The following is a 24,539-nucleotide window of genomic DNA, read 5'->3' on the forward strand; positions in this document are numbered from 1 at the left end:
GTCTTCCCATGATCAACGTGACCAATCGTACCAATATTAACATGCGGTTTTGTTCGTTCAAACTTGCTCTTCGCCATTGCTATTAATCTCTTGTTTTATTCCCTATTTTTGTTAGCATCTAGGGACAGTCCTTCAAAACTGAGTCTGACCAGACTGTAACCAGCCCAACCACTACAACTCTTAGACGGAAAACCCCACCCAATCTATAAATGGAATATCCTCCATCATACCTAATTTGCCCAATCATCAACAATCCTTTGGAGCGGGTAGCGGGAATCGAACCCGCATATTCAGCTTGGAAGGCTGCTGCTCTACCATTGAGCTATACCCGCATGAACCCACGTACTAACTCTCCTTCGATGAATGGTGGAGGGGGTTGGATTCGAACCAACGTAGCATACGCAACGGATTTACAGTCCGCCCCCTTTAACCACTCGGGCACCCCTCCATTACACCGGTAAAGTCGCGCAATGAGACATCACGACAACCATCTTGAATACCCATTCAATTCAATCTGATTGCGAAGTGGTTATGACGATTACTATTGTATCTGTCAACAGAATAAATACAATTCTGTACAAATTTCCTGCTCATAACTTTAAATCATAGATTTTTTCTCTCTATTTTTCTTATTAACACGCTATAAAGAAGCTATGAAAGAAAAAATATCACAAAATTCTCATTATGCTCGTTTACGTCGCCGATATCGCGATATAAAAGGCTCTCCTTCTCGATCTTTTACACACCTAAAGCAGAAAGCTGCTTCTTCACAGCAAGGGATAATCCATCTTTATGGCATTCATTCTGTTCAGGCTGCTTTAAAAAACCCAAAAAGAATTTTAAAATGTCTTTACGTTACACAAAATGCCTTAAAACGATTAAATATATCCGAATCAGATTATCCTTGCTCTGTTACATTATGCACCCCCAAATATCTTGATTCGCTTGTTGGAAGTGAGGCTGTTCATCAAGGTATTGTTTTGGAAACTCTTCCCCTCAAACCATGCAAACTGTCGGAACTAACCAATACTGATCTGGTCATTGTCATGGATCAAATTACCGATCCACATAATGTTGGCGCTATTATGCGCTCTGCAGTTGCATTGAAAGCTAAAGCACTTATTACAACTTGCCGTCACTCTCCCCACGAAAGCGGTGTCCTTGCGAAAGTAGCATCTGGAGCTTTGGAAATGATTCATTATATTACCGTACGAAACCTCGCTGAAGCTCTTCAAGAACTTCATCAAACAGGTTTTACAAGCTTTGGTCTCGATTCAGAAGGTGACAAACCTCTAGAAACAGCATTAACAGGGAATAAAATTGCTCTTGTTTTAGGTGCAGAAGGTAAAGGTTTACGTAAAAAAACACGCGAAACCGTTTGCGTTTTAACACGCCTTGATATGCCTGGAAATATTAAATCATTAAATGTTTCAAATGCAGCAACAATAGCGCTTTATATGGCACATAAATATCTTAGATTCTAGTTTTTAATTTTTTGTGAAACATCAAAAAAACCAACCGACAAAAAACCCGCAAGAAACCCGCCAATATGAGCTTCCCATGCTATTGAGATGCCATTTTTTTCAAACAAAATAGAAGAAATACCTATGATAAAATCAGCTGTCAGCCACACACTCATATAAACAAGTACCCCCTTAGAACACAGAGCTTTTTTGACGGACAATAAAGATCCCAAAAGTTTTTCGTTCTGCGCATTGACATCTAGATAACCACTAAAAAAACCGTAACGTGCAATAGCCCCCATCATTCCAGATACAGCACCTGACGCCCCAATAAGTGATATGGTACTTTCTTGATGAAATGTAAAATAAGTCAAAACAGAAATAACTGCCGTTAACACCCAAAAAATTAAAAAACGTAAAACACCAAAATGCCTTGCTAAAGGAGAGCCAAAAACCAAAAGCCAAACCATATTAAGAGCAACATGTTTAAAACTACTATGCATAAATGAATAACTCACCATGGTATAACAAAATGCTATAGGATCCCTCTTAAATAATGCTGGTATAAATAAAAAAAACTCAAGACTTTCAACATAAACCTGATGAGAAAAAAAATACTGAGAAAGACAATAAAGACAAAAACAAAATGCTATCAAAACAACTATAATAAATGGAACATTCAACAAGGGTTCTTTAGGTTGTTTCGGCAATCGGGAAACATCATCATGTTGGTGACTAGAAACTTTCATTGTATAAAATCTCGTATTCTTTAGAGAATGGGTTATTCTTTATACAAAATAAATATACCACTCCCAGTGATGCAGAATCTTTTCAATACCTCTTCGAAGCCACTTTTTAAATTTTTAATAGCTCTACATGAAAATACGTGTATTTGATACAAAAGATTTTAAAAAGCATGAATATCAAGAATATGATTTACAAACTTAGTGATATCCTGCTTATTTAAATGTAAAGTTATCATGCAATATACAAGAACTTACGAATAGACAAATTCGCTTATGAGGTAGTGTATAATAAAAATATATAAACATTGTTTTTTTACTAGAAATATACTGATCATTGCATTTTTTAACCAAGCTATACTTCACTTCGATTGATAAACTTTAAATAATCTTAAGTCTCAATTTTTTCATTAATATAGCTTGCATTTCTTCTACTCTTTGAATGAAAAACGACATCTCTATGAGAAAAAAACTACCAACACTGCGTTTTCTGATATAGTAATTGGTGTTTCATGATGAATTACTCACTTGATAGTCTGTTTCCCTCATAAATGCAAAAGCGTCCATCCATCTCTTTAACAAATGTAAACAGGACTTTCATTTCAACCTCTAACAGATATAATTCAAGAACTGTCTCCTATGAACCACTGAAAAAATATGTTGATTTTAATGATGCGTCTTTGAATTTAAACAATTCATGAAGGAAATTTTTATTCCTTTCTTAGACAATCTCATCTACACATCCGCCACTTGTAACACGCAAGAGAATAGTTTGAATTAATTCAATATAAAAAAATTAAATGAGGCAATCATAGGAATTTGAACCTCTTATTAAGTTGTAAAATGATAAAGGAGCATTATAAATCAATGTATTATAAATAGATAACACACTAATCATTGAAGAGGAAGATCTTGAGAATTCTGCTTGCAATCCTTTAACCACACATCATAAATAGGATGCTCAACAGCGTTCAAACCAGGACTATCTGCAAACATCCATCCTGTAAAAATACGCCGTATTTTTTTATCTAATGTCACTTCACTGACTTCAACAAAACCAGTTGTACGCGTTGGTTCATCTTTAGAGCTCGTATAACACGCACGTGGCGTTACCTGTAATGCACCATACTGATAAATTTTACCAAGAGTAACTTCAAAACGTGTAGTCCGCCCCGTGATTTTGTCAAGACCTGCAAAAACAGCAATTCCATTGCTAATACGCTCAGCCCGCACTCCACTATTTAAGGACAAAAACACTAAAACTCCCATTAAAGAAATATATATAAAATACCTCACCCTTAACAATAAAAAAAATCTCATCATATCAAAATCAATCGTACCTTGAAAAATAATTCTTTTCATAACATAGAGTCAAGTAAGACAAAAATACACGCGCACATTAAAACATTTTATTTTTTAGGTGACCACGCATCATAATCTTCATGCACACAAGAACGTTCTCCATTGGAGGTGATAGCCCCCTTCGGTCGATAGTCCTCACTTGTTCCTGTCATATTTGCAACATGAGGCTTTTCCCATTCATAAGGATGATAATCTTCCTGTGTTGGTGGACACTCACAGCGATGATGAATCCAGCCGTGCCAGCCTGGTGGAATAGTAGAAGCCTCAGAATAGTCTTTATAAATAACCCAACGATGCGGATAACCATCCTTATGAAGTCCTCCTTCATAATATATATTTCCAAATTGATCTTCCCCTATCTGCTTACCTTTGCGCCATGTGAAAAAACGCGTACCAATGGTGTTGCCATTCCACCATGTGAAGATTTGCTTAAAAAAACGAGCCATCTGCTATTCCATTCATTTAGTGCTCTCATGAAATTAATCATTGGAATAAAATTGTTAACGATTGAAATTCCCGAAAAAATTACTAGTAAATTCAGCTACAATCCCAATTGATAGGATAACGTGCTATCCCTTAATTTCAAGAAGATATCATATATATGGCTTCTTCTCCACCTCATAAAATTTAATCTATGCCAAGTTTCATCTTAACCAATTCATTAACAGCTTGAGGATTTGCCTTACCACCTGTTGCTTTCATTACCTGTCCAACAAACCAACCAGCTAAAGCAGGTTTGTATTTTGCTTGCGCAACTTTATCAGAATTATTGGCAACGATCTCATCAACAGCTCTTTCAATAGCCTTCGTATCCGTTACCTGCCTCATATTTCGCTCTTCTACAATTTGGCGTGCATCTCCCCCCTCATTCCAAATAATCTCAAAAAGATCTTTGGCAATTTTTCCAGAAATAACTCCTTCTTTTATAAGATCAATAATACTTCCCAATTGATTTGCCGATACTGGTGACTCTTCAATCTCACGATTATCTTTATTTAAAGCCCCTAAAAGGTCATTAATCACCCAATTGGCAACTATTTTTCCATCACGCCCACGTGCTACTTCTTCAAAATAATCAGCAATAGCCTTTTCTGTCACAAGAATGGAAGCATCATACACTGTCAATCCCATTTCCTTAACAAAACGTGCTTTTATAGCGTCAGGCAATTCTGGTAAATCTGCTGCCAAAGCATCCACAAATGCTTGATCAAATTCTAATGGTACAAGATCAGGATCAGGAAAATAACGATAATCATGCGCTTCTTCCTTTGAGCGCATAGAGCGTGTTTCGCCTTTAGCGGCATCAAAAAGCCGAGTCTCTTGATCTATGATGCCTCCATCTTCTAAAATTGCGATCTGACGACGCGCTTCATACTCAATTGCTTGACCAATAAAGCGGATAGAATTAACGTTTTTAATTTCACAGCGCGTTCCAAAATTTTCACCAGGACGACGAACAGATACATTGACATCTGCACGCATAGAACCTTCATCCATATTGCCATCGCAAGTGCCCAAATAACGAACAATTGTACGCAATTTTGTCATATAGGCTTTGGCTTCATCTGATGAGCGCATATCAGGTTTGGAAACAATTTCCATAAGAGCAACACCAGAACGATTAAGATCTACAAAAGACATCGTTGGATGTTGATCATGTATTGATTTTCCAGCATCCTGTTCAAGATGCAACCTCTCAATTCCCACTTCAATATCCTCAAATTCTCCATTCGAATCTGGACCAACAGATATGATAATTTTTCCCTCCCCCACAATGGGATAGCGAAATTGAGAAATCTGATACCCTTGCGGTAAATCTGGATAAAAATAATTTTTGCGATCAAAAACAGATTTTAAATTAATATGCGCCTTTAATCCTAACCCCGTTCGAACCGCTTGACGAACACATTCTTGATTAAGAACAGGCAACATACCTGGCATGGCGGCATCAATAAGTGATACATGATTGTTCGGCTCTGCACCAAATTTGGCTGATGCTCCTGAAAAAAGTTTCGAATTTGATATGATTTGCGCATGAACTTCCATGCCAATGATGACTTCCCAATCACCTGTAAGTCCAGAAATAAAACGCTTAGAATCAGGAGTACGCGTATCAATGATGCTCATTGCCAATCCACTACCAATATTTTAAAGATATACTCATGGCTTATCTAAAACCATTCTCTCAGTGCAATCCTAGGATATAATCTTACAAAAAGCCCGATTCCATCGAGCTTTTTCTGTTTGCATAAGTATTAAGCTTTTTTAAGAGCCTTTTTCTTAGCTGATGTTTTCTCTGTAGATGTTTCTTTCACTGCAGATTTTTTCTTTGCCGGCTTTTCTTCAGCTACATCTGATTCGTCATATTCTTTCATCAACTCTTCAACCGTCACTTTTTTATCTGTAACTTTTATCTGTGTTAATAAATAATCAATGACCTTTTCTTCAAAAATCGGAGCACGTAGATTTTCAACAGCTTCCGGAGTCCTACGGAAAAAATCCATAATCTCTTTCTCTTGTCCAGGATACTGGCGAACCTGATCAAAAACGGCTGCTTTTAGCTCATCCTCACTAACTTTAACACCAACCTTCATTCCAATTTCAGAAAGCACCAAACCAAGACGAACACGACGTTGCGCAAGGACACGATATTCCTCCCGTGCCTTTTCTTCTATAATACCTTCATCTTCAAAACTGCGCCCAGCCTTTTTCAAATCATCATTAACCTGAGCCCATATATTGTTAAATTCAATCTCTAAAAGTTCTTCAGGAATTTCAAAATTATAATCAGCATCTAAAGCATCAAGAATTTGACGCTTAACTTTTTGACGTGTCACTGAACCATATTGGCTTTCAATCTGCCCACGAACAACCTCCCGTAAGCGATCTAGAGATTCTAAACCAACTTTTTGCGCTGCTTCATCATCAATTTTTAACTCATCTGGTTTAAAGACAGCTTTGACACTAATGTCAAACTCTGCTTCCCGTCCCGCCAAATGTGCTGCACTGTAATTATCAGGAAATTTAACAGAAATGGTTTTTGCATCTCCAGCTTTAACACCAACCAATTGCTCTTCAAAATCAGGAATAAATTGTTTTGACCCAAGAATCAGTTGTGCATCACTATCTGTCCCACCTTCAAATGGAACGCCTTCAAGCTTACCTTGATAATCTATGGTAATACGATCACCTTCTTCAGAAGCCCCTTCTTTTAGGGAATAATTACGCGTAGAAGAAAGGACGCGATTGACTTGATCATCAATATCCTGTTCAGGAATAGTTGCAATTTCACGAACAATCTCAATATGTTCAAAATCTTTAATTTCAATTTTTGGTAAAACTTCATACTTTATACTAAAAGTAAAATCGGCTTTGCCATCTAGAATTTTTTCATCTTCATCTACATCAATTTTTGGCTGCATCGCTGCACGTTCATTGCGGTCTGCTAAAATAGAACGGGGTGCATCACTAAGTATCTCATTGAGAATCTCCGCCATAAAGGATTTACCATACATTTTTCGCAAATGCGCACCAGGTACTTTACCGGGACGAAAACCATTAAGCTTGATTTTTCCCTTGGTATCATCCAATCGTTCATTCAACTTTTCTTCTAAATCTTTCGCTGGAACCACGATCTTAATTTCGCGCTTCAGTCCTTCATTAAGCGTCTCGGTAACCTGCATTAAACACCTTCATTTTTCTAAGGAGAGGGATAAACCCACTCTAATAATCATTACATTCTAACACTTCGAGTGTTACATTTACCATGAAGCGGAATTTCAGACACGTAGAAATCCGTAGCACTTAAGGGATTGCTTTGGTGCGGATGGAGGGACTCGAACCCCCACGGTCTCCCGCCAGAACCTAAATCTGGTGCGTCTACCAATTTCGCCACATCCGCTCAAACTTACAAGCTAATAACCTTATACAAGCGGCGTCTCTATACCATTAATTACAGAAAAAAAGCAAACAAATATATTAAAAAAACAAAATCTATGCTTTTCATACATAACTCCTTACGCTAAAAGTCAATTATGTTAAAGACATTTGATATCCCAATTCATATCATCGGTGGCGGTCTTGCGGGGTGTGAAGCGAGCTGGCAAATCGCTCAATCAGGAATTCCTGTTGTTTTGCATGAAATGCGACCCGAAAAAAAATCAGATGCCCATAAAACCGATAAATTAGCAGAACTGGTTTGTTCAAATTCATTTCGTTGCGATGATTCATTAACAAATGCCGTAGGGCTTTTACATGCTGAAATGCGATTAGCGAAATCGTTAATTATGAAAGCTGCTGATGCCAACAAAGTTCCCGCAGGTAGTGCCCTTGCTGTTGACCGTGATGGATTTTCAAAAACCGTTACAACAGCACTCGAAAACCATCCTCTTATAACAATCAAACGTGAAGAAGTTCAAGAAATTCCTAAAACTTGGAAACATGTTGTCATTGCAACGGGTCCCCTTACATCGCCTGCACTTGCTCAGGAATTACAAACAATAACCGGTATAAAAGCTCTTTCTTTTTTTGATGCGATTGCACCTATTATCCATACCGATAGTATTGATATCAACATTTGTTGGTATCAGTCTCGCTATGATAAAATTGGTCCTGAGGGAACAGGAAAAGATTATCTTAATTGTCCCCTCAACAAAGAACAATATAAAACATTCGTGGAAGCATTAAAAAATGCTGAAAAAACAGAGTTTCGTGACTTTGAAAAAACGCCCTATTTTGATGGATGCCTCCCCATTGAAATTATGGCTGAGCGCGGACTTGAAACGTTAAGACATGGTCCTATGAAACCTATGGGCTTAACCAATACCCATAACCCTACAGTTAAACCCTATGCTGTCGTTCAATTACGCCAAGATAATAAACTTGGAACACTTTACAATATGGTCGGCTTTCAAACAAAACTGAAATATGGTGAACAAATTCGCATTTTTAGAATGATTCCCGGTCTTGAAAAAGCAGAGTTTGCGCGTCTTGGTGGTCTTCACCGCAATACCTACCTTAACTCGCCAATCATTCTTGACCAAACTCTTCGTTTAAAACAAAAAAAACAACTACGCTTTGCAGGGCAAATTACCGGATGTGAAGGTTATGTAGAATCAGCGGCAATAGGGCTTCTTGCTGGACATTTTGCTGCTGCCGAATATCATCATATTTCTCCTTACCTACCCCCACAAACTACAGCATTCGGAGCCCTTTTGAATTATATTACAGGGGGACACATCATAGATGAAAAAGCAGAAACACAGTCCTTTCAGCCAATGAATATTAATTTCGGACTATTTCCCCCTATTACTTCGATTAAAGATTCAGAAAAACACTTACCAAGTAAAGAAAAAAAATTAATAAAAAAACAAGCCATAACAACGAGAGCTCTCAATGATTGTACTCAGTGGTTAGCAGATAAAGAATCAAAGAGTTCCTGTTTATAAAAAGCACACAATTCGCCTCTCACCTACTGAATAGATCTTTGTGACTCTTGTGAAAAAATCATTCTAAAGCCTTTTAAAGACTGTCTCCCCCAATCAATAAATACTACCCTACGTTTCATCATTTATTCAATTATGTAGGTGCTGTAAAATAACTTTTAGCTATAAAAAACCTTTACCGCTATTAACAATTATGATTTAATGACTAAAAGTAAAATAGATGGAAAATACACAAGCAATACTATATTATCTCTATCGAGAGATATTACGTAATATACATTATTCATAAGAGTAATTTTTCTGTTTTTTAACTTCCTCTCTCAAAATTTGTGATATTCTCTCATTTTAACTCTTGTGTGATGAAGAAAAAGCGCTCGCTTGCATATCACAAGTGAAATAAAGATATGGAAAGAATATTTGTAGGATAGAGCTTGATCTATCTCTTCCCTCTCAAATGCCAAGAAAAATCACAATATTGAAAGCGAAATCTGAATATCATAAGATTCTTTTATTTCAGACTCTCTTATAATAAATCAATAAAAATTATCCTCTTGGTGTATCACAAGCAAAGTTGGCGTATAAGTAAAAAATAAAACTATCCTTTATGCACGCGTCTCAGATATTGAGAGCTGGTCGCAACATTATAGGAACTGAGAAAAATAGTACGGTGGCACCAACATGCGCTTTTATTAAGCGTAAATGGTGGTATATAATAATTTTTATAGACTTTACAGAGTTTTTTGCCTCATACTATTTACGGATCTTGTTTTGAATTAAACACCGTGACACTTCAGCATAATAAAAGTTAACATTACATTTTATAAGCCATACCAGCGATTCATTAATCCAGTGCAATATTTTATTGAAAAGGCTAAAAATATCTCAAAGTTTTATATGAAAAACACGCATAACACATGTGTTAAAAAAACCCGCTTATAAATAAATCGGGTTTTTTTAATGTAGCTTAAATTATTTTTTATTAACTGCTTCTTTAAGGCTTTTTCCTGCAGAAAATTTGGGTACAGAACGTGCTGGAATATTGATTTCAGCACCCGTTGAAGGATTACGCCCCTTTGTTGCAGCACGATGAGAAACTTCAAAAGAGCCAAAACCTGGAAGACGAACATCTCCCCCTGAAGCCAAAGCTTCTGTTACAGAAGCCATAAAAGCATCAACAGCAGCACCAGCTTGCGCTTTCGAAACACCTGCCTTTTCAGCAACGGAGCTAACCAATTCACTTTTATTCATAAAATATTTCCTTTCCCTATATTACCTGACAACATAACTTAATCATGTTATTGGTCAGTTTATTGAAAAGTACCGCAAACAGAAGTCTTATTTTTATTCGAAACATTGTTTTTTTAGCAATAATCACAGTTATTCACGGAATTTTTCACTTTTTCCAACAAAAAACAGAATAATAACCTCAACAACGCCTTCTGCCACCTAAAAAATGCCGTTATAAATGAGATAAGTGAATCAGTGCGCAATCTGTATTCCTTCACTATCACTGCTCTCTGACCGGATTGGGACAGCCACTGTAGAGGGTTCTTTCCATTCAATAGTATCTGGAAAACGAACCAAAGCATGTTTCAAAACTTCACTCACATGATTTACCGGAATAATTTCCATATTATTTTTGACATCATCTGGAATATCAACCAAATCTTTTGCGTTGTCTTCAGGAATAAGTACCTTTTTTATCCCTCCTCGAAGAGCTGCTAGGAGTTTTTCTTTTAATCCACCAATTGGTAAAACGCGTCCACGTAAAGTAATTTCACCAGTCATTGCAATATCTTTATGCACAGCTACTCCTGTAAGGACCGAAACAATTGCTGTCACCATTGCAACCCCAGCAGATGGGCCATCTTTTGGTGTCGCTCCCTCTGGAACATGAACATGGATATCGCGTTTTTCAAAAAGTGGAGGTTCAATACCAAAGTCAACAGCACGAGAACGTACATAAGATGCTGCCGCTGAAATGGACTCTTTCATAATATCACGTAAATTTCCAGTTACAGTCATCTTACCTTTGCCGGGCATCATAACTCCTTCAATGGTCAATAACTCTCCACCGACTTCTGTCCACGCAAGGCCTGTTACAACACCAATTTGATTTTCTCCTTCAATCTGATTGTAATGATAACGTTTAACACCCAAGAAATCATGAATATTATTTTCTGTAACTTTTACAGATTTTTGATGCGTTTTGAGAATTTTTGTAACGGATTTGCGGGAAATTTTCATGAGTTCACGCTCAAGGTTACGAACGCCTGCCTCACGTGTGTAAAACTGAATAATCGACCTTAGTGCTCCATCAGAAATACTGAGTTCTTTTTTAGACAAACAGTGATCTTTTAGTGCCTTTGGTAAAAGATGCTGTTTAATAATTTCCATTTTCTCACATTCAGTATAACCAGCAATACGAATAATTTCCATACGATCCATTAACGGACCTGGAATATTAAGCGTATTGGCAGTTGTGATAAACATGACATCAGAAAGATCATATTCAACTTCCAAATAGTGATCAATGAATGTACTATTTTGTTCAGGATCAAGAACTTCTAATAAAGCAGATGAAGGATCTCCACGAAAATCTTGTCCCATTTTATCAATTTCATCAAGCAAGAAAAGCGGATTAGATTTTTTTGCTTTTTTCATAGACTGGATAATTTTTCCAGGCATCGAACCAATATATGTTCGGCGATGTCCGCGAATTTCTGCTTCATCCCGGACACCTCCCAATGAGATACGAACATACTCACGCCCCGTCGCCTTTGTAATAGAGCGCGCTAATGATGTTTTCCCTACACCAGGAGGACCTAACAAACAAATAATGGGACCTTTTATCTTTGACGCGCGACTTTGTACGGCTAAATATTCAATAATTCGCTCCTTAACTTTTTCAAGACCGAAATGTTCATTATTCATGACCTTTTCAGCAAAATCTAAATTGTTTTTAATTTTAGATTTTTTACCCCAAGGCATTGCTAATAACCAATCGAGATAGTTACGTACAACTGTCGCTTCTGCAGACATAGGAGACATATTCCGTAATTTTCTCAATTCTGCCCCAGCTTTTTCCTGTGCTTCCTTGGATAGTTTTGTATTCTTGATACGCTCTTCTAATTCAGAGAGTTCATCTCGGCTATCATCTCCTGCTCCTAACTCTTTTTGAATAGCCTTCATCTGCTCATTGAGATAATATTCTCGTTGGTTTTTTTCCATTTGCCGTTTAACATGCGAACGAATACGTTTTTCAACCTGCAAAACAGAAATTTCTCCTTCCATAAAGGACAGAACACGTTCAAGACGGGCCCGTACAGGTAAGAGCTCTAATAATTCCTGTTTTTCTGCAAGTTTAATCATCAAATGAGAAGCAATCGTATCAGCAAGCTTAGAAGGATTATCGATCTGGCCAATCGCATTGACAACTTCAGGAGAGATTTTTTTATTAAGCTTTACATAGTTTTCAAAATAAGCAATCACTGACCTTGAAAGAGCTTCAATCTCAACATCACTCTCTCTAGGTTCTTCTGTAACAGTTGCAAAAGCCTGATGATAACCTTCACTTAAAGCAAATTGACTAATTTTTGCACGTGCAGTTCCTTCAACCAAAACCTTTACAGTACCATCAGGAAGCTTTAAAAGTTGAAGAATATTAGCAAATGTACCAATATGATAAATATCCTCTGATTTTGGATCGTCATCAGAAGCATTTTTTTGTGTCACCAATAGTATTTGCTTGTCAACCGCCATCGTTTCTTCAAGAGCACGAATTGATTTTTCGCGGCCCACAAAAAGTGGAACAATCATATGGGGGAAGACAACAATATCACGAAGAGGTAAAACAGCATAAACCCCATCTCTCACTTCATCTGTCTTTTCATCAATATATTGCATAACTCTCCTTTCTGGAGCCTATGAGCTATCTACAACAACCAGCCCACCTTTAGAAAACCTCAGCTCTTCACAGTACATGAAGTGGTAATTACTAATACATAAATCAAGCATTATAATGATATTATTAGAAACACCCCTCAAATACCGTTCATTACCATCTTTTATATTGTGCATCGCACAATGTCATGCTGATACATTTTCTTTATCGTCTGCACGTTCTGAGTAAATATAAAGAGGACGCGCTTTCCCATCAACGACATCACTCGAAATAACCACTTTTTGAACGCCTTCAAGAGCCGGTAGCTCAAACATCGTCTCAAGAAGGATCTTCTCCATAATAGAACGTAAACCACGAGCACCAGTTTTACGTTCAATTGCTTTCTTTGCAATAACACGTAAAGCATCTTCATGAAATGCTAACTCAACATTCTCCATTTCAAAAAGACGCTGATATTGCTTTACTAACGCATTTTTAGGTTGTGATAAAATTTGCATGAGGGCGTTAACATCTAAATCCTCTAAGGTAGCGACTATAGGAAGGCGTCCAATAAATTCTGGTATTAAACCAAATTTTATAAGATCTTCAGGCTCTAAATCACGAAAAATTTCACCTACACAACGCTCATCAGGAGCTTTAACGGTCGCAGAAAAACCAATAGAAGTTTTTTCACCACGCCCTGAAATAATCCGTTCTAAACCTGCAAAAGCCCCCCCACAAATAAATAAAATGTTTGTGGTGTCAACCTGAAGAAACTCTTGTTGCGGATGTTTACGTCCACCTTGAGGAGGAACAGAAGCAATCGTTCCTTCCATAATTTTTAATAACGCCTGCTGAACTCCTTCCCCCGAAACATCTCTTGTAATAGAAGGATTATCTGCTTTACGAGAAATCTTATCAACCTCATCAATATAAACAATACCACGCTGCGCACGTTCAACATTATAATCTGCTGCTTGCAGAAGCTTAAGAATAATATTTTCAACATCTTCACCCACATAACCTGCTTCAGTCAAAGTGGTTGCATCCGCCATCGTAAAAGGCACATCAATAATACGTGCTAATGTTTGTGCAAGATAAGTTTTACCACAGCCCGTGGGACCAACAAGAAGAATATTTGATTTAGCCAACTCAATATCATTGCTTTTAGACTGATGCGCCAACCGTTTATAATGATTATGAACAGCAACAGAAAGAACACGCTTCGCATGCTGCTGACCAATAACATAATCATCAAGAACTGTTATAATTTCCTGTGGCGTAGGGACACCATCACGCACCTTAACCCCAGAAGACTTATTTTCTTCCCGAATAATATCCATGCAAAGCTCTACACATTCATCACAGATAAATACAGTAGGCCCCGCAATGAGCTTACGCACCTCATGCTGACTCTTGCCGCAGAACGAGCAATAGAGAGTATTTTTTGATTCGTTCCCGCTATTGCTAATTTTGCTCATTTTTCTTTCCTTTCACCACGATACATGAATACTTTACCTTTTCAAAGGAAGCTTTTTATCATGAAAACTAAAAGACATATAGAAAACCATGCATGTCTTAATATTTTTAGGTGTTTCTCTTATTTTACGATATTTTTTATAAAACTCTTTGATTTAAAGTAGCTGTTTTTTCTATAAAAATTCTTAATCTTTTTCTTCTTTTTCAGTTTCTGCACGATATTGTATAACATCATCAACTAAGCCAAACGCTTTGGCTTCTTCTGCTGTCATAAAATGATCGCGATCGAGAGTTCTCTCAATAACCTCATAATCTTGACCTGTATGTTGAACATAAATTTCATTTAAACGCCGTTTCATCTTTATAATATCTTGCGCATGTCGCTCAATATCTGAAGCTTGACCTTGAAAACCACCAGATGGTTGATGCACCATGATACGTGCGTTTGGCAATGTAAAACGATGACCTTTTGCTCCAGCTGTTAACAATAAAGACCCCATAGATGCCGCCTGCCCCATGCAAAGCGTAGAAACAGGAGGGCGAATAAACTGCATAGTATCATAAATAGCCATACCAGATGTTACGACACCACCTGGAGAATTAATGTAAAGACTAATTTCTTTTTTAGGATTTTCTGCTTCCAAGAAAAGCAATTGTGCACAAACAAGCATTGCCATACCATCTTCGACAGGACCATTAATAAAAATAATCCGCTCCTTTAAAAGACGGGAAAAAATATCATAGGCCCGTTCACCACGATTGGTTTGTTCAATAACCATAGGAACAAGGCTTAATGCTGTTTTCATTGGATCACTCATATTTTTACTTTCCGTTCATATAACAACAGCTCTTTACACATTCAATGTTTTTATCCATATGTTAAGTTAACATTACTCTCTTGCGCAAGCTACAATCAAGAGCTGTTTAAGATAGATTAAAATCTCAATAGTTAAAATAGCAATAATAACTCTACCTAAACAAATGATGAACATCAGGAATGCGAGATACCGCCCAATGGTAAAAACTTCCTTCCTGAGGTCTTTTCGTGGTCTTTGTCTTTCTGTGAATATGAAAGCCTATCAAGCGTGAATCTGTAAGCGGCTTTACACCAAAAGCTGGCTCAAAAATACGTTCAGTTTTTCGCCCAATCCAATAATAAAAAGTTTCCTTTTCCTTTGCTTCATGAAAAAAACCATATCGTTTTGCTAATCGTGAAATACCATCATTGCCAAATATCGTAACGCCAAGACTTCCTGGTAAAATCGGTATTTTTTTCCTCTTTAACCAGAACGGTCTCCAAACACGACGCTTAAATCCAAGCCAACGAGGAATAATTTCTGTGCCTGCCCAATAATCTTCAAATATTTTTATAATAGGGTTATTGGGCGGAAAATAAAGTGCAGAAACGCCTACTCTTGTATTATTTTCTCTTGCCAACCAAACCTTATCTGCATCTGGATGAAATTGTTTAACAAGGTAAACATCTGTATCTAACCAAACACCTTGTTGGTATTTCATCAGCATAACACGAAAAAAATCCGAGAACTGAACAATTGTACACCCTGGTTTATCATCAGAAAAATCGGGATCAAGGCGATAAATTGCTGAGCGTGGTAAAATTGATTCGGCTTCATGCAACTCAACACCAGCAGGGAGATTATCTATTTTTTTATCATAACTAAAAAGCTTAACGCGCTGTCCAGTTTTAACCATTGAGGACAAACAAAGCCTATCCACCAATCTTAATTGTCCACTATACCAAAAAGTACAAATATCCATAGATAATATATCAAAAATATTCTAAACTTACGCGAAAGAGTTGTTCAACATCACGAACCCTATCAGCAAGAGCAAAAATCACTATTCTATCACCAGACAAAATACGCGTATCTGCCGAAAGCTGTATTATTGTCTTATTGCGATAAATTGCACCAATTCTCAAACCATCTGATAAATTAAGCTCTGATAATGACTTACCAACCAATGAAGATGTTTGCATCACTTCAGCTTCAATAATTTCTGCTCGACCATTAAAAACTGAATGAACAGAACGAATACGCCCACGGCGCATTTGTTGCAAAATTCTCGATATTGTAACGCTATGGGGATTAAGGTATGCATCCACACCAACAGCACGACTAAATTCTTGGTAGGCAACATTATTAATCAACACCATATTGGCTTTGCAGCCCAATCTTTTAGCAATAATAGCGCTTAAGAGATTAACCTGATCTTGATTGGTCAATGTAATCATTAAATCGGACTGATCAATTCCCGCATCTTGAAGAATTACTGGATCTAATACGTTGCCGTATAAAACTGTTGTTTTTTCAAGCTGATCAGCAATTGTGAGGGCTCTTTCTCTATGCGATTCTATAATCTTCAATTTTAATTTATGGAAACGCTTTTCAATAGCCTGTGCAACATAAAGGCCAATGTGACCACCCCCTGCAATAATCATACGGTGGGCATCTTGTTCTTTATGACCAAAAAGCCCTACAGCACGACGCATCTGTTCACGAGAAACAACAAGATAGGTTATATCACCAACGCGTAATTGCGTTTCTGAATGTGCAACCAATAATTCTGCGCCACGTTTTATAGCGGTAACCGTCGTATGAAGATCTGGAAAAAGCTCTGTTAATTGACGCAAAGGTGTATTAATAACTGGACAATCTTCCATGCATTCCAAGGCTAGCGCAACAATATCATCATTACAAAAATAAAGAACATCTATTGCACCAGGTAAAGCAATACGGCGCAAAACCATTTCACCAACTTCAACTTCTGGCGAAATAACCACATCAATGGGAATATTCTCTCTAGAAAAAAGCGTCTTATAACGTGGTTCTAAATAAGATTGTGAACGAATACGAGCAATTTTTGTAGGCACATTAAATAATGAATGTGCTACTTGGCAAGCTACCATATTGACTTCATCAAACAAAGTGACAGCAATCAACATATCAGCTTTGTCTGCATCCGCAGCCAAAAGAACTTCAGGACGTGAACCGTGACCAACAAAACCTCTCACATCCAATGTATCGCGAATCTTTTCAATTAATCTCGTTTCAATATCAATAACAGTAACATCGTGATTTTCAGCAGCAAGACGCTCTGCTATCCCATAACCAACCTGTCCTGCTCCGCAAATAATAACACGCATCGCTTTAAGAAACTCCAAGCGCTTTAAGTTTACGGTGCAAAGCTGAACGCTCCATGCCTATAAATTCAGCAGTACGTGATATGTTTCCACCCAAACGCCCAATCTGCGCCACTAAATATCTCTTTTCAAACAATTCTCGTGCTTCACGTAACGGCAAATCCATTATACTTTCATCTGAATCCATTTGAAGACGTGGCAAAAAATCACTTACTTCACTGGGAAGAAAGTCCGCTGTTATAGGACCATCACCATCCCGCACAAGAATAAGAAGACGCTCAATATTATTACGTAATTGCCGCACATTACCCGGCCAAGCGTGCGTTTGCAAAATAGCAATCACATCATCACTGATTGCACGCGGTTTAATCCCAACTTGCTGTGATATTGTTTTTACAAAATGATGTACAAGTTCTGGAATATCTTCACGACGCGCTGAAAGAGGCGGAACAGCAATAGGAACAACGGAAAGACGGTGGAAAAGATCTTCTCTAAAGCGCCCATCGGAAATGAGGTTTTCAAGATTTTGCGCTGTCGAAGAAATAATACGGACATCCACCTTAACACGTTTTGTGCCGCCAACTCTCTCAAATGTCTGCCCCGTTAACACCCGAAGAATCTTACCTTGAGTCTCACGTGGCATGTCAGCAATTTCATCAAGATATAATATACCGCCATGAGCTTCTTCTAAGGCACCGATCTTGCGCTCTCTTCCTTCCATTTCACTGCCAAACAGCTCTATTTCCATTCTTTCCGGAGTAATCGTTGCAGCATTTATTGTAACAAATGGCCCATTCGAACGCGTTGAGAGCGCATGAATAGTTCGTGCAACAGTCTCTTTTCCTGCCCCTGAAGGACCTGTTATCATGATGCGACTATTGGTTGGTGCTACTTTTTCTATGATTTGACGCAAATTTTTTACAACTGTCGATTTTCCAAGCAACTCTAATGTCTCGTTCGAACGCTTTCGCAATTCTAAAAGCTCACGTTTTAAATTTGAGTTTTCAAGTGTTCTCTCTGCAACCAATACAAGTCTATCAGCTTTAAAAGGTTTTTCAATGAAATCATATGCCCCTCGCTTTATAGCGGAAACAGCCGTCTCAATATTACCATGACCAGAGATCATAACGACCGGAAGAGCCGGATATTGCGTTTTAATTTCATCAAGCAGTGCTAAACCATCGAGACGACTACCCTGTAGCCAAATATCCAAAAAAATGAGCTTTGGAATACGCTCACTAATTTGAGCCAATGCCTCATCAGAGTTACAAGCAACACGCGTTTCATAACCTTCATCATCTAAAATACCAGCAACAAGCTCACGAATATCTGCTTCATCATCAACAATCAAGATATCTGATACCATACTATTCCCCTATCTTATGATTTATGGCTTGTATAATACTACCCTGCTTACCCCCATCCGCCGGAAATATCAAACGGATCATCGCACCACGACCTTCATAAAAACTCTCCGGTGCATCATGAAGCTCCATGGAACCACCGTGATCTTCAATAACTTTGCGCACAATGGCTAACCCGAGCCCTGTTCCTTTTTCTCGCGTTGTTATATAGGGTTCTAATAACTTTTGTCTTTGCTCTTTAGGAAGTCCTTTCCCATTATCAACAACATCCACAACCATCCATTCCTTTTGACGATAAGAACGGACAAGAATATGACCGTGAATATTTTCCTCTCGCATAACTGAATCTATGGATTCGCTCGCGTTTTTGATAACATTGCAAAAAGCTTGTACAATGAGGCGGTTATCAAATGCACCCATAAGTGGTAGACTTCCTAAATCTTGCTCAAAATGAATATCATGTCGCGTCACTTCTATCAAGAAACATGCTTCGCGCAACAATTCTCGTATATCTAAAATATGCATTTGTGGTTTGGGCATACGTGCAAAAGAGGAAAACTCATCAACCATACGCCCAATATCTCCAACCTGTCGAATAATTGTCTCAATACACCGCTCAAAGACCTCTCTATCTTGTGTAATAACTTTGTTATAACGTTTACGAATGCGTTCAGCGGATAACTGAATAGGTGTGAGAGGATTTTTAATTTCGTGTGCAATACGCCGTGCAATATCCGCCCAGGCCGCTGTACGTTGTGCTGCAACAAGGTCTGTAATATCATCAATTGTTAGAACCCAAGATTGCCCCTGTCCATCATCCTCTTCCATCGTAACTTGGACATTACAGACACGCTCTTTTCCTGCAACATTTAAAGTAACCTGCTCACGATGATTTTTACGATCCAATGAACGTGCAAACTGAAAAACCTGCCAAATTTCAGCACTTAAAGATAAAAGACTTTGTCCAACAACGTGTTCAGAGCGAATATCAAACATCGCTTCAATAGACCGATTAATAATTGTAATATCACCATTATCATCTATACCTGCTACTCCTGCTGTTACACCAGATAACACTGCTTCAGAAAAACGCCGCCTCTCATCAATTTGATCACGCACTGCAATCAACTCATTGCGCCGACTTTTCAATTCACTAACCATGTAATTAAAAGTTTTGGATAATTGCCCAATATCTCCGTCCTTCGCGCGTACTGGCACGAAAATTTCCATATTTCCAGTAGCAACATCATCAGCAGCACTAATGAGAAGACGAATAGGACTTACTAAGCGATCAGCGACAGCAATAGCGGCCCAAATAGCTGATAAGAATAAACTAAAAAAAAGACATAAATAAAGCATACCAAATGCAATTTGCGTCAGCAGGCGATTTGCATTTAAATCACGATAACGATCTGTATTGACTTCTGTCAAACGCAAAGCAGATAAAACACTTTTATCAACGTCACGCACCAAATATAAAAATGTGTTTGGAATGTTGGTAAATTTTAAAATAATACCAAAATAATCATGAACGCCTGGTTGAAAAGAAAAAGGCCTTGCACTGGTTGCACGTTTAATAAGATTGGAAGGAGGAATTGGCAGTTTATCTTCATCACCAAGAGCACTCGATACAAAAATAGCTCCGCTAGAACTTAACAAAAATGCACCACGCAAATTGCGTCCTATAGCATGACGCGTTAATTGCATCCTATATTCAGCTGGATTACGTTCTAAGAGTTTTTTGTTATCAAGTGCAAATGCCATCGCGTAGGATAAATTTTTTAAATTTTGAAGCATTTCATCTGCATAAGCATTTGCTAAGTCAATAGAAGAGCCTACAATTTGCCGCGTTGTTGTATCAAACCATCGATCAAGTCCCAAATTTAAAGCTGGACCCGATACAAGAGCTACAGCAACAGCTGGCATTGTTGCAACAAGTGCAAACAATGAAATAAGGCGCACATGAAGACGCGATCCTGCACGCCTTGAACGCCAAGCACGAATGATCGGAATCATCTCATAAAAAACGATGACAATAAGCCCTAAAACCCAAAAACTATTAATCCCTATAAGAATAAGGGTTACTGTTTTACTGGGAACAACAGGGGTTAATCCAATAAGAATAATAAATGAAACAGAGGCCGTAAGTAAAGCCAATACAATAATTGTAATCCCTAAAAAAATATATATCTTACTTAAATGATACAACTCATCGTTATAAGTATTTTTATCTATGTCTTGAAGATTTGTCACAGATGTTATATTCATCATGAGCTTACGTACCCTTATCCCATTATTCTCATATAACCTTTTGTAGCAAAAATTGACAATACTAATACTACATTTAAAATAGGGAAAATAAAGAACTTCTATATTTTGCAAAATATCTTTAAAATAAACTGCGTTCGACGATACTTTACAAAGGAAATGAGATGCGATTAACAAAACAAACAAATTATGCTCTTAGAATGCTCATGTATTGTGCAGATAATCAGGGAACTCTCAGTCGTGTTCCAGAAATTGCTAAAGCATATGCCGTTTCAGAACTTTTTTTATTTAAAATCCTTCAGCTGCTTGTTCAAGCCGGTTTTATACAAACAGTGCGTGGACGCAATGGTGGAGTTAGATTGGCTAAACCCGCAGCAGAAATTTCAGTCGCTGATGTTTTGAAAGTAACAGAAGACAACTTTTCCCTCGCAGAATGTTTTGATACTGCAGAACCGACTTGCCCCTTGATCGATTTTTGTGGTTTAAATACCGCACTTCAAAAAGCATTAAATGCTTTTTTTGAGGTGTTATCCGTGATATCCCTTGCTGATCTACAACAACCATCCTTTCAAAATCATTTTAAAATTAATGACAAAAAAGTAAACTAGGATTACAATACAAGGAGATTAAGTATTTCTATTGCAGCAATAATATTAGCCGCTGGACGTGGTGAAAGAGCAGGATCTCCCCATAAAATTCCAAAACAATATCGGCTTCTAGGACAAAAGCCGATTATTTATCATACCGTGCATTGTTTTTTGCAGCATCCAGCTATCACAACAATTATCCTTGTTATTCATCCAGAAGATCGTCAAATCTGTGAACAAGCTATTGGCGATTTAAAAGAGCGCCTTATTATCGTTGAAGGAGGCAATACACGTCAAATCTCTACCTTACATGGACTTCAGGCACTCAAAAAATTCAATCTCCAATATGTGCATATTCATGATGGCGCACGCCCCTTTATCGAAAACAAGCTTCTTGATAACATTCACAACACGATCACGCCTCAAGAAGGTGTTCTTCCTGTTCTGCCGATCTCTGATACCCTTAAACGTGTAAATAATCAGCATGTTTTAGAAACAATTCCCCGTACCCATCTTTATAGTGCACAAACTCCACAGTGTTTTCCCTTTGAACATATCTTAGCGGCCCATAAACAAGCGAAACAAGCTTGCAAAAAAGAATTTACTGACGACTCTGCGATTGCTGAATGGTTTGGAATTCCTATGCGTACCGTTCTTGGGGATCCTAACAACATAAAAATTACATGGCATGAAGATTTTAATACTGCACATTTATATCTCCAAAAGAAAATGCAAATGTTTCCTGATATCCGCACCGGCAATGGTTATGATGTTCACTCTTTCGAGGATGGTGATTTTCTTATATTATGTGGTATAAAAATCCCTTTTCATAAAAAATTAAATGGACACTCCGATGCGGATGTTGCTCTTCATGCATTAACAGATGCCCTTCTTGCAACTCAAGGTGCAGGAGATATCGGTACACTTTTTCCTCCCTCTGATCCTCAATGGAAAAATGTATCATCAGAAATTTTTCTCCGTTATGCTCTTCAGATTCTAAAACAAGCAGGTGGTCGTATCGCCAATGTTGATATCACAATTATTGCTGAAAATCCTAAAATTGGTCCCTATCGTCATGCCATGACAGAAAATCTTATGACAATACTTGCAATGACACCTGATCGAATCTCTATCAAAGCAACAACAAATGAAAGGCTTGGATTTATTGGTCGTGGTGAAGGAATTGCTGCTCTTGCAACAGCGAGCGTTCTTTATTCAGGAGAACTTCCCCAATGACATATCTTTGTGAAACACAAGCACATGAAGTCCTTAATATCTTTCGCCAAAAAGGTTTGCTGTTAACAACTGTAGAGTCTTGTACAGGAGGACTCATTGCTGCAAGCCTCACAAATATTGCAGGATCGTCAGATGTTCTCGATTGTGGATTTGTTGTTTATTCAAATGAATCCAAAACACGCCTTGTTGGCGTTTGTGCTGAACTTATAAGAACCTATGGTGCCGTTTCAAAAGAAGTTGCTCTTGCAATGGCTGAGGGTGGATTAAAACATTCACAAGCTGACATAGCAGTTTCTGTAACAGGAATTGCTGGTCCTGGAGGTGCAAGTCTTGATAAACCCGTAGGACTTGTGCATTGCGCAGTTGCTTACAAAAATCACTCCCCCCTGCACAAAGAAATGCACTTCAGTCATCTTAATCGCAATGCTGTTCGCCATGCAACTGTTGAAAATGTTTTTAAAATGATTCTGGAATTGCTTCACTGAATTCCCCATACCAATTTCAAAACTCTCTATTCCACATTGAGTCTATAATCGTCAACATCTTGAAAAAATAATTTATTGTATCACAACTTGAAATAAAAGACCTGAATATCGTAAAGTTATCTCACTTCAATCCTATGTAGGTTGAATTAATCAAATTTATTCACTTGCACACCACAAGAGAAAAAAATCGTATAAATAAAATGATTCAAGAAAGAGATACTTGTACCTCTCTCTTAAGTGCTAAGAGCTGGCGTAACATCTTGAGAGGTGGCAAATAAATGGTGCAGGCTAACTTCTTCATAAGTGTAAAGATGTGGATTTTACATACTTTTACGAGGATCTATACTATTTATTATGAGCGCTATTCTGAAATGGGTATGACGCAAGCATGTTCTATTTGGGCGTTTTGTTTAACGGATGTGCCTTCATTAAAAAAGAGAAATAAAAGCGTGAGGCTGTGCATCATCTTCATCATTTTAAATAATATTCCTTCAATATGCTTTTGAACGCTGAATTAAAAACAAATAGTAAAGATGGAAACCGGTTTTTACTTTCACGCTGTTATAAATAATACGTATTGTTAAAAAACAAAAGAATAGACTACGTTACCGTAGAGCCATAAATCTGATGCGCACGCTTCTCAAAAGCCTCGGTAAATTTACGAAACGCAATATCAAACATTGAGCCCATCACTAATCCAAGAGTTTTACTTTTAAATTCATAATCAATAAAAAACTCTACATTACATGCATTGGTATTTTCAATATCATGAAAAGCCCAACGATTTTCAAGATATTTGAATGGACCATCAATATATTTAACTTCTATAAGATTTTTTTCTGTCTGAAGAAATACTTGAGTCGTAAAAGTTTCACGGATAATCTTATAGCCAACGGTCATATCCGCAAGAAGCAATATTTTTTTCCCATATTCTTTTCGAGAACGTACTATTAAAGACTCACACATTGGTAAAAATTCAGGATAACGCTCAATATCTGAAACAAGATCAAACATTTCACTGGCACTATGGGTGATCTGCCGATGTATTGTAAAAATCGGCAT

19 protein-coding genes, 3 tRNA genes and 1 pseudogene are annotated in these 24,539 nt (G+C 37.6%); 5 read left to right on the forward strand and 18 right to left on the reverse strand.

Features of this window, described 5'->3' with window-relative positions; genetic code table 11:
- From ACFIJS_RS00915 to ACFIJS_RS00925, 3 genes and pseudogenes are all read right to left on the reverse strand, one after another.
- Positions 1-77: pseudogene (locus ACFIJS_RS00915) on the reverse strand (elongation factor Tu); the annotation flags it as partial.
- A 181-nt stretch (positions 78-258) separates the two neighbouring features.
- Positions 259-332: transfer RNA gene (locus ACFIJS_RS00920), tRNA-Gly, on the reverse strand.
- A gap of 32 nt (positions 333-364) precedes the next feature.
- Positions 365-448 (reverse strand) — tRNA-Tyr (locus ACFIJS_RS00925).
- Between the two features lie 205 nt (positions 449-653).
- Here ACFIJS_RS00925 and ACFIJS_RS00930 point away from each other — a divergent pair.
- Complete coding sequence (locus ACFIJS_RS00930; protein ID WP_375648984.1) at positions 654-1,484, forward strand: TrmH family RNA methyltransferase; 831 nt, start codon at positions 654-656, stop codon at positions 1,482-1,484.
- Here the strand turns inward: ACFIJS_RS00930 and ACFIJS_RS00935 are convergent.
- The 6 genes from ACFIJS_RS00935 to ACFIJS_RS00960 form a co-directional block, all read right to left on the reverse strand.
- Entirely contained in the window at positions 1,481-2,212 is a 732-nt protein-coding gene (locus tag ACFIJS_RS00935; RefSeq protein WP_375648987.1) for a rhomboid family intramembrane serine protease, read from the reverse strand. The genes ACFIJS_RS00930 and ACFIJS_RS00935 overlap by 4 nt on opposite strands.
- Before the next feature lie 888 nt (positions 2,213-3,100).
- Positions 3,101-3,526 carry a DUF2155 domain-containing protein gene (locus ACFIJS_RS00940; RefSeq protein WP_375649293.1) on the reverse strand — a complete coding sequence of 142 codons (426 nt, stop codon included), beginning with the start codon at positions 3,524-3,526 and terminating at the stop codon, positions 3,101-3,103.
- 89 nt (positions 3,527-3,615) lie between these two features.
- The gene (locus tag ACFIJS_RS00945; RefSeq protein WP_375648990.1) at positions 3,616-4,014 is read right to left on the reverse strand and encodes an NADH:ubiquinone oxidoreductase subunit NDUFA12; all 399 of its coding nucleotides are present in this window, start codon (positions 4,012-4,014) and stop codon (positions 3,616-3,618) included.
- A 181-nt stretch (positions 4,015-4,195) separates the two neighbouring features.
- Positions 4,196-5,695, reverse strand: a complete 1,500-nt coding sequence (gatB, locus tag ACFIJS_RS00950; RefSeq protein ID WP_375648992.1) for an Asp-tRNA(Asn)/Glu-tRNA(Gln) amidotransferase subunit GatB — start codon at positions 5,693-5,695, stop codon at positions 4,196-4,198.
- A gap of 128 nt (positions 5,696-5,823) precedes the next feature.
- A complete protein-coding gene (gene tig, locus ACFIJS_RS00955; RefSeq protein ID WP_375648994.1) occupies positions 5,824-7,251 on the reverse strand; it encodes a trigger factor in 1,428 nt (475 codons plus the stop codon).
- 135 nt (positions 7,252-7,386) lie between these two features.
- Positions 7,387-7,469: transfer RNA gene (locus ACFIJS_RS00960), tRNA-Leu, on the reverse strand.
- Positions 7,470-7,602: 133 nt separating this feature from the next.
- Between ACFIJS_RS00960 and trmFO the strand changes: the two genes are divergently transcribed.
- Positions 7,603-9,015, forward strand: coding sequence for a methylenetetrahydrofolate--tRNA-(uracil(54)-C(5))-methyltransferase (FADH(2)-oxidizing) TrmFO (trmFO, locus tag ACFIJS_RS00965; protein WP_375648997.1), 1,413 nt, complete (start codon positions 7,603-7,605; stop codon positions 9,013-9,015).
- A 966-nt stretch (positions 9,016-9,981) separates the two neighbouring features.
- Here the strand turns inward: trmFO and ACFIJS_RS00970 are convergent.
- The 8 genes from ACFIJS_RS00970 to ACFIJS_RS01005 all read right to left on the reverse strand — a co-directional run bounded on the left by ACFIJS_RS00970 (position 9,982) and on the right by ACFIJS_RS01005 (position 21,169).
- On the reverse strand, positions 9,982-10,260 hold the full coding sequence (locus ACFIJS_RS00970; protein WP_375648999.1) for an HU family DNA-binding protein: 279 nt from the start codon (positions 10,258-10,260) through the stop codon (positions 9,982-9,984).
- Between the two features lie 231 nt (positions 10,261-10,491).
- Positions 10,492-12,918, reverse strand: coding sequence for an endopeptidase La (lon, locus tag ACFIJS_RS00975; RefSeq protein WP_375623153.1), 2,427 nt, complete (start codon positions 12,916-12,918; stop codon positions 10,492-10,494).
- Positions 12,919-13,101: 183 nt separating this feature from the next.
- Complete coding sequence (gene clpX / locus ACFIJS_RS00980; RefSeq protein WP_375623152.1) at positions 13,102-14,376, reverse strand: ATP-dependent Clp protease ATP-binding subunit ClpX; 1,275 nt, start codon at positions 14,374-14,376, stop codon at positions 13,102-13,104.
- A gap of 183 nt (positions 14,377-14,559) precedes the next feature.
- Positions 14,560-15,192 (reverse strand): ATP-dependent Clp endopeptidase proteolytic subunit ClpP, encoded by a 633-nt coding sequence (gene clpP / locus ACFIJS_RS00985; RefSeq protein WP_005773677.1) that lies wholly within the window; start codon positions 15,190-15,192, stop codon positions 14,560-14,562.
- A 151-nt stretch (positions 15,193-15,343) separates the two neighbouring features.
- Positions 15,344-16,153: a hypothetical protein gene (locus ACFIJS_RS00990; RefSeq protein ID WP_375649001.1), complete on the reverse strand. Its 810-nt coding sequence runs from the start codon at positions 16,151-16,153 to the stop codon at positions 15,344-15,346.
- A 10-nt stretch (positions 16,154-16,163) separates the two neighbouring features.
- Complete coding sequence (gene trkA / locus ACFIJS_RS00995) at positions 16,164-17,540, reverse strand: Trk system potassium transporter TrkA (protein ID WP_273791154.1); 1,377 nt, start codon at positions 17,538-17,540, stop codon at positions 16,164-16,166.
- Positions 17,541-17,544: 4 nt separating this feature from the next.
- A complete protein-coding gene (locus ACFIJS_RS01000) occupies positions 17,545-18,903 on the reverse strand; it encodes a sigma-54-dependent transcriptional regulator (protein WP_375649004.1) in 1,359 nt (452 codons plus the stop codon).
- 1 nt (position 18,904) lies between these two features.
- The gene (locus ACFIJS_RS01005; protein ID WP_375649295.1) at positions 18,905-21,169 is read right to left on the reverse strand and encodes an ATP-binding protein; all 2,265 of its coding nucleotides are present in this window, start codon (positions 21,167-21,169) and stop codon (positions 18,905-18,907) included.
- Between the two features lie 164 nt (positions 21,170-21,333).
- On the opposite strand from ACFIJS_RS01005, the gene rirA reads away from it, so the two are divergent.
- Genes rirA through ACFIJS_RS01020 form a run of 3 tightly spaced genes read left to right on the forward strand, consistent with a single transcriptional unit; the run spans position 21,334 to position 23,477 of the window.
- Positions 21,334-21,777, forward strand: coding sequence for an iron-responsive transcriptional regulator RirA (gene rirA, locus ACFIJS_RS01010; protein ID WP_375649006.1), 444 nt, complete (start codon positions 21,334-21,336; stop codon positions 21,775-21,777).
- Between the two features lie 24 nt (positions 21,778-21,801).
- Positions 21,802-22,992 carry a bifunctional 2-C-methyl-D-erythritol 4-phosphate cytidylyltransferase/2-C-methyl-D-erythritol 2,4-cyclodiphosphate synthase gene (locus ACFIJS_RS01015; RefSeq protein ID WP_375649298.1) on the forward strand — a complete coding sequence of 397 codons (1,191 nt, stop codon included), beginning with the start codon at positions 21,802-21,804 and terminating at the stop codon, positions 22,990-22,992.
- On the forward strand, positions 22,989-23,477 hold the full coding sequence (locus ACFIJS_RS01020) for a CinA family protein (RefSeq protein ID WP_375649009.1): 489 nt from the start codon (positions 22,989-22,991) through the stop codon (positions 23,475-23,477). Before ACFIJS_RS01015 ends, ACFIJS_RS01020 begins: the two co-directional genes overlap by 4 nt.
- Positions 23,478-24,077: 600 nt before the next feature.
- On the opposite strand, the gene ACFIJS_RS01025 is transcribed toward ACFIJS_RS01020, so the two are convergent.
- Positions 24,078-24,539: a type II toxin-antitoxin system RatA family toxin gene (locus tag ACFIJS_RS01025; protein WP_375623144.1), complete on the reverse strand. Its 462-nt coding sequence runs from the start codon at positions 24,537-24,539 to the stop codon at positions 24,078-24,080.

The sequence above is a fragment of the Bartonella sp. OT172YNZD genome (genome assembly GCF_042193725.1).
GTDB lineage: Bacteria > Pseudomonadota > Alphaproteobacteria > Rhizobiales > Rhizobiaceae > Bartonella > Bartonella grahamii_A.

Excerpts from the sequence above, each read along its gene's own strand:
- ACFIJS_RS00930 (WP_375648984.1), top strand. The coding sequence starts at position 654 with ATGAAAGAAAAAATATCACAAAATTCTCATTATGCTCGTTTACGTCGC.
- ACFIJS_RS00935 (WP_375648987.1), bottom strand. The coding sequence starts at position 2,212 with ATGAAAGTTTCTAGTCACCAACATGATGATGTTTCCCGATTGCCGAAA.
- ACFIJS_RS00940 (WP_375649293.1), bottom strand. The coding sequence starts at position 3,526 with ATGAGATTTTTTTTATTGTTAAGGGTGAGGTATTTTATATATATTTCT.
- ACFIJS_RS00945 (WP_375648990.1), bottom strand. The coding sequence starts at position 4,014 with ATGGCTCGTTTTTTTAAGCAAATCTTCACATGGTGGAATGGCAACACC.
- gatB (WP_375648992.1), bottom strand. The coding sequence starts at position 5,695 with ATGAGCATCATTGATACGCGTACTCCTGATTCTAAGCGTTTTATTTCT.
- tig (WP_375648994.1), bottom strand. The coding sequence starts at position 7,251 with ATGCAGGTTACCGAGACGCTTAATGAAGGACTGAAGCGCGAAATTAAG.
- trmFO (WP_375648997.1), top strand. The coding sequence starts at position 7,603 with ATGTTAAAGACATTTGATATCCCAATTCATATCATCGGTGGCGGTCTT.
- ACFIJS_RS00970 (WP_375648999.1), bottom strand. The coding sequence starts at position 10,260 with ATGAATAAAAGTGAATTGGTTAGCTCCGTTGCTGAAAAGGCAGGTGTT.
- lon (WP_375623153.1), bottom strand. The coding sequence starts at position 12,918 with ATGCAATATATTGATGAAAAGACAGATGAAGTGAGAGATGGGGTTTAT.
- clpX (WP_375623152.1), bottom strand. The coding sequence starts at position 14,376 with ATGAGCAAAATTAGCAATAGCGGGAACGAATCAAAAAATACTCTCTAT.
- clpP (WP_005773677.1), bottom strand. The coding sequence starts at position 15,192 with ATGAGTGATCCAATGAAAACAGCATTAAGCCTTGTTCCTATGGTTATT.
- ACFIJS_RS00990 (WP_375649001.1), bottom strand. The coding sequence starts at position 16,153 with ATGGATATTTGTACTTTTTGGTATAGTGGACAATTAAGATTGGTGGAT.
- trkA (WP_273791154.1), bottom strand. The coding sequence starts at position 17,540 with ATGCGTGTTATTATTTGCGGAGCAGGACAGGTTGGTTATGGGATAGCA.
- ACFIJS_RS01000 (WP_375649004.1), bottom strand. The coding sequence starts at position 18,903 with ATGGTATCAGATATCTTGATTGTTGATGATGAAGCAGATATTCGTGAG.
- ACFIJS_RS01005 (WP_375649295.1), bottom strand. The coding sequence starts at position 21,169 with ATGAATATAACATCTGTGACAAATCTTCAAGACATAGATAAAAATACT.
- rirA (WP_375649006.1), top strand. The coding sequence starts at position 21,334 with ATGCGATTAACAAAACAAACAAATTATGCTCTTAGAATGCTCATGTAT.
- ACFIJS_RS01020 (WP_375649009.1), top strand. The coding sequence starts at position 22,989 with ATGACATATCTTTGTGAAACACAAGCACATGAAGTCCTTAATATCTTT.
- ACFIJS_RS01025 (WP_375623144.1), bottom strand. The coding sequence starts at position 24,539 with ATGCCGATTTTTACAATACATCGGCAGATCACCCATAGTGCCAGTGAA.